At 65.3% G+C, this 7,806-nt stretch carries 8 protein-coding genes; 7 read left to right on the top strand and 1 reads right to left on the bottom strand.

Annotated features, from left to right (window positions below):
* A partial coding sequence (locus tag AC1D1G_RS38085; RefSeq protein ID WP_477956170.1) for an adenylosuccinate synthetase occupies positions 1–844 on the top strand: 844 nt, incomplete at its 5' end.
* Positions 845–942: 98 nt separating this feature from the next.
* Here AC1D1G_RS38085 and AC1D1G_RS38090 read toward each other — a convergent pair.
* Positions 943–1,677: a GntR family transcriptional regulator gene (locus AC1D1G_RS38090; RefSeq protein WP_477956171.1), complete on the bottom strand. Its 735-nt coding sequence runs from the start codon at positions 1,675–1,677 to the stop codon at positions 943–945.
* Positions 1,678–1,899: 222 nt separating this feature from the next.
* Here AC1D1G_RS38090 and AC1D1G_RS38095 point away from each other — a divergent pair, with 222 nt between their 5' ends.
* From AC1D1G_RS38095 to AC1D1G_RS38120, 6 genes are all read left to right on the top strand, one after another.
* Entirely contained in the window at positions 1,900–3,471 is a 1,572-nt protein-coding gene (locus tag AC1D1G_RS38095) for an ABC transporter substrate-binding protein (protein WP_477956172.1), read from the top strand.
* Between the two features lie 11 nt (positions 3,472–3,482).
* Positions 3,483–4,544 (top strand): ABC transporter permease, encoded by a 1,062-nt coding sequence (locus AC1D1G_RS38100; RefSeq protein WP_477956173.1) that lies wholly within the window; start codon positions 3,483–3,485, stop codon positions 4,542–4,544.
* Between the two features lie 5 nt (positions 4,545–4,549).
* Positions 4,550–5,446, top strand: a complete 897-nt coding sequence (locus tag AC1D1G_RS38105) for an ABC transporter permease (RefSeq protein WP_477956174.1) — start codon at positions 4,550–4,552, stop codon at positions 5,444–5,446.
* Between the two features lie 6 nt (positions 5,447–5,452).
* Entirely contained in the window at positions 5,453–6,439 is a 987-nt protein-coding gene (locus tag AC1D1G_RS38110) for an ABC transporter ATP-binding protein (RefSeq protein WP_477956175.1), read from the top strand.
* The gene (locus AC1D1G_RS38115) at positions 6,439–7,266 is read left to right on the top strand and encodes an ATP-binding cassette domain-containing protein (protein ID WP_477956176.1); all 828 of its coding nucleotides are present in this window, start codon (positions 6,439–6,441) and stop codon (positions 7,264–7,266) included. Before AC1D1G_RS38110 ends, AC1D1G_RS38115 begins: the two co-directional genes overlap by 1 nt.
* A 57-nt stretch (positions 7,267–7,323) precedes the next feature.
* On the top strand, positions 7,324–7,806 hold a 483-nt coding region (locus AC1D1G_RS38120), incomplete at its 3' end, for an apurinic/apyrimidinic endonuclease family protein (RefSeq protein WP_477956177.1).

Here is a 7,806-nt window from a genome sequence, read left to right on the forward strand (position 1 = left end):
GGATGTGCTGGACGAGAAGATCCTCACCCAGAAGGTCGAGGCGGCACTCGAGTTCAAGAACCAGGTGCTCGTCAAGATCTACAACCGCAAGGCCCTCGACCCGCAGCAGGTCGTCGACGAGGTGCTCGAGCAGGCCGACGGTTTCAAGCACCGCATCGCGGACACGCGCCTGCAGCTCAACGAGGCACTCGAGCGCGGTGAGACGGTGCTGCTGGAGGGTTCGCAGGGCACGCTCCTCGACGTCGACCACGGCACCTACCCGTACGTGACGTCGTCCAACCCGACGTCCGGTGGCGCAGCGGTCGGTTCGGGCATCGGACCCACCAAGATCACGACGGTGCTGGGCATCCTCAAGGCGTACACCACCCGCGTCGGCTCGGGCCCGTTCCCGACCGAACTCTTCGACCAGAACGGCGAATACCTCGCCAAGACCGGTGGCGAGGTGGGTGTCACCACCGGCCGTGCCCGTCGCACCGGATGGTTCGACGCCGTGATCGCCCGCTACGCAACGCGTGTCAACGGCATCACCGACTACTTCCTCACCAAGCTCGACGTGCTCAGCAGCCTCGACACCATCCCGATCTGTGTCGGTTACGACGTCGACGGCGTGCGGTACGACGAGATGCCCATGTCGCAGACCGACGTTCATCACGCCAAGCCGATCTACGAGGAAATGCCCGGCTGGTGGGAAGACATCTCGCACGCCCGGACGTTCGAGGAACTCCCGAAGAACGCACAGAACTACGTCCTGCGCCTCGAGGAGCTGTCGGGTGCGTACATCTCCTGCATCGGCGTCGGCCCCGGCCGCGACGAGACCATCGTCCGCCGGGACGTGGTTCGGTAGTCCGCGCTCTTCTTCGCTTGACCCGTCGCCCGATGTCACCGCGGTTCCGTCAGATCGAACCGATGTGACATCGGGCGACGGGTAGGTGGTGCGGCAACCTACAGGGTTGCGGGCAGGGACGGCGCGAGGCGCTCCAACGTCGGCTTGCGCCCGTGCTCGATGTGAGCGAACGCGCTGGCTTCCGCGAGTCTCCCGTTTCCGCTGCGGATCGCTTCGACGAGTTCCCGGTGCGCCGCACACGACACCGCGGGATTGTGGTGCCACGTCAGCCGGAACAACCAGTGGACCCGGCCCATCAGCGAATTCATCACCGACACGAGGAGCTTGTTGCCGGACAGTTCGACGACGTCCATGTGGAACCGCGCGTTGACTGCCGGGATCAGGAGGGGTTCGTCGTTTCCGATCAATTCCTCGGTGCGCGACATCGTCGACAGCAGCGCCTCCATGGATGCACCCCGAGCGACGTTCTCGGCTGCGCATCGTGCCGCGTACGGTTCCAACGCCAACCGCACGTCGAACAGTTCCTCGATGTCGCGTAACGACAGCTGAGTCACGACCGCGCCCCGCCGCGGCAGGATCTGAATGAAACCGTCCCACTCCAGCTGGGGCAACGCCTCGCGGAGCGGGACCCGCGAGACGTCGAACTCCTGCGACAGTTCGCGCTCCCGCAGGCGACTGCCGGGTGGATACGCGCCCGAGATGATGCGCTCACGAATCACGGAATAGATCTGCTTCGGGAGTGGCACGTCCGACAGTCCGCCGGTCACGCCCGTGCCCAGAGGCGACATCGTGGATGTCGCGACCCCGATCTCGCCGTTCAGGTTCACCGTCATGAACCGATCATGGCATACCAAGTTGAAGTCGACCACCGGACGCGTTTCACGACAGTGCTGGTCAGAGGGATTAACCCGAATGTAACGCTCCACGCTTGGCGCTCGGGTTCCGCACTTGGTAGACCATATACATCCGGCCCGGCAGCGCAGTGTGGCGCAATTCGGTCGCCGCTCACTTCGTCGAAAGCTTCGGAACTACCCTCTCCATGCGGAAGGATTCCCGTGTCCACTGAACGAAAAATGCTTGCTCGCAAGGGTTTCGGGTACGCGCTGATCGGCCTGGCGGTCACCTCCTCCTTGGTGGCGTGCACCAGCGCAGCCAGGACCGACGCAGATGGCGGACCGGGCGACCGCCCCGTCGTCCTGGCCTACCAGAATCAGATCTCCACGCTCGACCCCATTCGCGCCGACTACGCTCAGACGAACTTCGTCGACCAGGCGTTGTACGACACCTTGGTCACCTATGACGCCGACAACGAGATCGTCGGTCAGCTTGCGTCCGAGTTCGTCCCGTCTCCGGATGCGCGATCGATCCAGATGACCTTGCGCGCGGCGACCTTCCACGACGGTGCCCCTGTCACCGCCGAGGACGTCCGTTACACGCTCGATCGGACGGCGGCGCTGGGACAGGGCATTGCCGGTCAGATGACGGGATACCTGGGTACCACGGTCACCGGTCCGCAGAGCTTGACGATCGAACTGACGGAACCGAACTCGCTGTTCCTGGGCGCTCTCTCGAAGATCTACATCCTCAACTCGGCCCTCGTGAAAGCCAACGAGGGGACCGACCGGGGTCAGGCCTATCTCGCGGGCCACGATGCCGGGTCCGGGCCCTACTTCCTGGCAGGCCCGGGCGGTGCCGACACGTACACGCTGACACGGTTCGACGACTACTGGGCGGGCGACGCGGGTCGTCCGGCCTCGCTCGTCTATCGGCGAATCGACGAGAGCGCCACGCAGAGTGCGGAACTGAAGGCAGGCAACATCGATGTGTCCTTCGGGCTCACCAACGCCGACGCCGAGGCGCTGGACGGCTTCTCCGGCGTGACGGTGCAGAGTCAGCCCGTCAACCTTCAGGCGAACATCTTCTTCAACGTGATGAACGGGCCGACGGCGAACAAGGCCGTACGACAGGCCATCCAGCTGGCGTACGACTACACCGGTGGCCTCGCCACGATTCGTGGTGGCAACGGCAGCATCGCCACCGGCCCGCTGCCTGGACAGTTCTCGTGCCGGCCGGAGATGCCCGCCTATGGGCAGGATCTCCGACAGGCGAAGAAGTTGCTCTCCGACGCCGGAATGTCCGACCTCACCCTCACCATGAAATTCCAGCCCGTCTTCAAGGAGCAGGAACGCGAGGCGACGCTGCTGCAGTCCAACCTCGCGCAGATCGGTGTCACGCTGGATCTCGAGCCCATCGCGTACGCGGATTATCTGTCGGCTCTGAAATCGCCCGACTCGATTCCGCAGATGATGCTCGCCACCGACTTCGCGCAGTACCCGGATCCCGGAGTGATGCTCGTCAAGACTTACAAGTCGGACCAGGTCGGAACGAACAAGTCCGGCTACATCAACCCCACGGTGGACGAGTTGCTCGGCCGCGCGGCCGAGACATCCGATGCCGGGGCGCGGTGTGACCTGTACAAGCAGGCTCAAGAGGATATTCGCAACGACGCGGTGGCCGTCAACATGTACACCCTGGGGCAGACCACCGCTCACAGCAACAGGGTGACCGGTGTCGGTCCGGCGGTCGTGGGCAGCGGAGTCTGGGTTCCCGCGATCCGCGTGGCGTGAGGGAGTACCCGATGACGACACTCGACATGCCTCGCGCCGTACATCGCCTCACGGCGCCGGTGGCGTTTCTCGGCCGCAAACTGGGCGCGGCGCTCCTCACCCTGGTCGGAYTGGCCACCATCGTCTTCGCCATGACCAAGGTGATTCCCGGGGACGAAGCGCAGGTGGCCGCGGGGGAGAGCGCCACTCCGGACCAGGTGGAAGAGGTGCGTAGTCAGCTGGGACTGGACAGGCCGGCGGCCAGGCAGTATTTCGACTATCTCGGCCGGATGCTCCACGGCGATCTGGGCACCTCGAGTTCGACCCGCCAGCCGGTGCTCGACGACGTTCTCGCGCGACTACCCGGAACGCTCGAATTGGTCTTTCTCGCAATGGTGCTCGCGGTATCCTTCGCGGTTCCGATGGCGACGATCGCAGCGGCGCGATCACGAGGAGGATTCGACAAGGTCAGCCGCGTCGGTGCGATCGTCGCATTCGGGCTTCCCGGTTTCTGGCTCGCGCTGATGTTGCAATGGGTGCTGGGCTCGTGGCTGCAGATCCTGCCGATCTCGGGACGTATCTCGGTGGGCGTCGAGGTCCCGCACCGAACGGGGATGACACTCGTCGACGCCACCCTCGCCGGAGACTTCGCCGCGTTCAGCAATGCGTTTCAGCATCTGATGCTGCCCGCGTTCGTGCTTTCCGTCGCCGTCGCCGCACAGATGTTCCGGGCTCTCCGTGCCGATCTCCTCCGGGTCCGGGGCCGCGATCACATGACCGTTGCCCGAGCGAAAGGTGTTCCAACCCTGCGTCTGTGGACCAGGCATGCACTTCCCAACGCGACCGGACCGCTTCTGAACATCATCGGCATCGAGATCGGCATGCTCGTCGGTTCCGCGATCTTCGTCGAGTCCGTGTTCGGGTTGTCCGGGGTCGGCGACTACCTCTCCAATGCGGTCAGTCGCAAGGACATCACCGCGGTCATCGGCACCGTCACCGTCGTCGGCGTGATCGTCGTCGTCGCGAACTTCATCGTGGACATGCTCCAGCTGGCCCACGACCCCCGGCTGCGTACACCCGGAAAGGTGCAGTGAGTCCGATGAGTATTGCAGCGAATGTCACCGGAGTGACTGGAGTGGTCGGCCGATGGAGATCCGCCTCGATTCGCGGGCGTCGACGCCGATCGAGATGGGGACTTCTCGACGTCGTCGTCGTCGGTGCTGTCGCCGTGATCGTGGTGCTCGCCGTCGCCGGTCCCTGGGTCGCACCGGAATCCGTCTACCGGTCGGATATCGCGAACGCCCTTACCGCTCCCAGCAGCGAACACTGGCTCGGGACCGACGACCAAGGGCGCGATGTTCTGTGGCGCACGATCGCGGGCACCCGGTCGTCGGTGCTGTCCGCAGTTCTGGTCGTCGCCGCGTACTCGCTCATCGGAACGGTTCTCGCCACGATGGCCACGGTCGGCGGACGGTGGGTCGACGAAACTTGCATGCGAGTGACGGACATCGGGTTCGCTCTTCCCGGACTCGTCGTGGCACTGGGTATCGCCGCTGCACTCGGTCCGAGCCTGAGCAGCGCCCTGATCGCGATGATCGCCACCGGCTGGCCGTACACGGCGCGACTGCTGCGCGGGGTGATGCGCGAGACGATGGCGTCGCCGTTCGTGGACGGCGCAGTGGTCCTCGGGGTCGGTCGATGGCGCCTGATGACACGGCACGTGCTGCCGAACTCGCTCGACGTCATGACCGTCAAATGGGCAGGGGACATCGGCAACACCGTTCTGGTGCTAGCGGGTCTGTCGTTCATCGGTGTCGGCGCGCAGCCGCCCAGCGCGGAGTGGGGCGCGGCCGTCGCCGGCGCACGTGACTACCTGTCGACGGCCTGGTGGGCTGCACTCGTGCCGGGCATCGCGATCGTCATCACGGCCGCGGCCTTCGGCCTGCTCGGTGACATGTTGCACGAGCGGCGCGACCCTGCACGACAAGGAGCGTGATCGAACATGACGACAGAAACAGTTCAGCGCACGGCATTTCTCCAGATCTCCGGGCTGACCATCGACACGGAGCCGGGCGGCACGTCCGTCCGGTTGGTGGACGGCGTGGATCTCACGGTGGCGGCGGGCGAGCGCGTGGCTCTGGTAGGCGAATCGGGTTCGGGAAAGTCGGTGACGGCACGCGCACTCATGCGTTTGGACGGTTCACTGACGATCGGCGGTTCGATTCGGCTGGGCGACACGGAGATCCTGGCGCAGACCGAACGCCGCCTCAGCACGATCCGGGGCAATCGCATCGGGATGGTGTTCCAGGACCCGATGGGTGCGCTCGACCCGCTGCAGTCGATCGGCGCACAGGTGAGCGAGCCACTCCGGCAACGCGGCATCAGGAAGAAGGACGCACTGCGGCGGGCTGCCGAGGTGCTGAGCGAACTCGGGGTGGTGCGTGCGCACGAACGACTCGGCGCCTATCCGCACGAATTCTCCGGGGGCATGCGGCAACGGGTAGTTCTCGCGATGGCCCTCATCGGTGAGCCGGAAGTTCTGATCGCCGACGAACCGACGACCGCACTCGATGTCCGAGTGCAACAACAGGTGCTGAATCTGCTCGACGAGGTCACCCGTGAACGAGGGCTCGGCCTCCTGTTGATCACGCACGACCTCGGGGTCGTCGCCGGACTCGCCGACCGTGTCGCGGTGATGTACTCGGGGCGGATCGTGGAGGATCGTCCGGTCCGGGCACTGTTCGCGGACCCTCTGCACCCCTACACCGCAGGACTGCTCGCTGCGGTGCCGAGGCTGGATGTTCATCCTTCGCGGATGACCACCATTCCCGGTGCGCCTCCGTCACCGGCGCTGCGGCCCGCCGGTTGCCCCTTCCATCCGCGATGTCCTGTCGCGATGGAGCGCTGCGCGAGTGAAACCCCACCGACGACGGCGACCGCTGACGGCGGACGTCTCGCCTGCCATCTCGATCAAGGGAGCGGGAACTGATGAACGGGACACCTCTTCTCGACATCCGAGCTCTGAACAAGTCTTTCGGAGGATCCCGCGGCAGCAAGGCGCTCGATGACGTGTACCTGTCGGTACCAGAGGGCGGAACGTTCGGGCTGGTCGGCGAATCCGGTTCCGGCAAATCCACGCTCGTCAAGTGCATCGTTCGGCTCGAGCGACCGGRCTCCGGGACCGCCACCTTCGAAGGGCGTGACGTCCATGCGCTCCGGGGCGGAGAGCTGCGCCGGTTTCGTCGCGACGTCCAGTTGGTCGCGCAGGATCCGTACGCCAGCCTCAACCCTCGGATGACGGTGGAGCAGATCGTCGGCGAGGGACTCGTCGTGCACCGGCTGGCCCGTACCCGCGCGGAGCGGCGCGAGCGGGTCGCGCAGACCCTGATCGAGGTGGGTCTCGACCCGGATGCGATGGGCCGATTGCCGGCGACGTTCTCCGGTGGACAGCGGCAGCGTATCGCCATCGCGCGTGCCCTGATCCTTCGCCCGAGGTTGCTCGTGTGCGACGAACCGGTGTCGGCCCTGGACGTCTCGGTACAGGCACAGGTGATCAACCTGCTGGCGTCCCTGCACGAGGAGCTCGGTTTGACGATCTTGTTCATCGCGCACGATCTCGCGATCGTGCAGCAACTCTGTTCTCAGGTGGCGGTCCTTCGATCCGGCGTGGTGGTGGAGGAAGGGCCCACCCGGCAGGTGTTCTCCACTCCGCGTCACCGATACACCCGCGAACTGCTCGAGGCGGTGCCGGTTCCCGACCCGGATCTGGCACGTGCCGGGCGAACCATCCCCGGTGGCGTCCTGACTCTGCCGTGAGGCCGTCGAGTCTCGGCCTCTCATTACATCGATCATCCCTGACGGAAGTAGGTAGACATGCGAATTGGTGTAGACGGACGCAAGATTCCCGAAAGCCGCACTCGGGGTCCCGTGAACAGCCTCGAACACGCCCACGAACTGGGTATGGCCGGCTTGTTCTTCCGGACCGTACTCGATATGAGTCCGGCCCTGGACGCCGCTGAACTGCGCGACATCCGATCCAAGGCAGACGAACTGGGTATGTACCTGGAGACCGGTCTGGGCAAGGTCAATCCCTACGCGAACCCGGAGGCGCCGGAGCTGCGCGCCGTCGGCGACGGTGACATCGTCCTCGGCTTCCGCCGGATGATGGAAGCTTGCGCCGCCATCGATTGCCGTGAGCTCTGGGTGGCCACCGCGAACTACAAGTCGGCGTACCGCGGCCGCTGGGCATACGACCGCTTCCGCACCGACGTGGCGTGGACGGAACAGCTGGCTGCGACGGCGCGTTTCCYCGGAACACTGGCTCCGATCGCACGGGACCTCGGTATCCACCTCAAC

Source organism: Rhodococcus sp. P3_B8, from assembly GCF_056402775.1.

What these genes read in the sequence shown, in the direction of transcription:
- AC1D1G_RS38090 (WP_477956171.1), bottom strand. Translation starts at nt 1,677, where the DNA reads ATGACGGTGAACCTGAACGGCGAGATCGGGGTCGCGACATCCACGATG.
- AC1D1G_RS38105 (WP_477956174.1), top strand. Translation starts at nt 4,550, where the DNA reads ATGAGTATTGCAGCGAATGTCACCGGAGTGACTGGAGTGGTCGGCCGA.
- AC1D1G_RS38110 (WP_477956175.1), top strand. Translation starts at nt 5,453, where the DNA reads ATGACGACAGAAACAGTTCAGCGCACGGCATTTCTCCAGATCTCCGGG.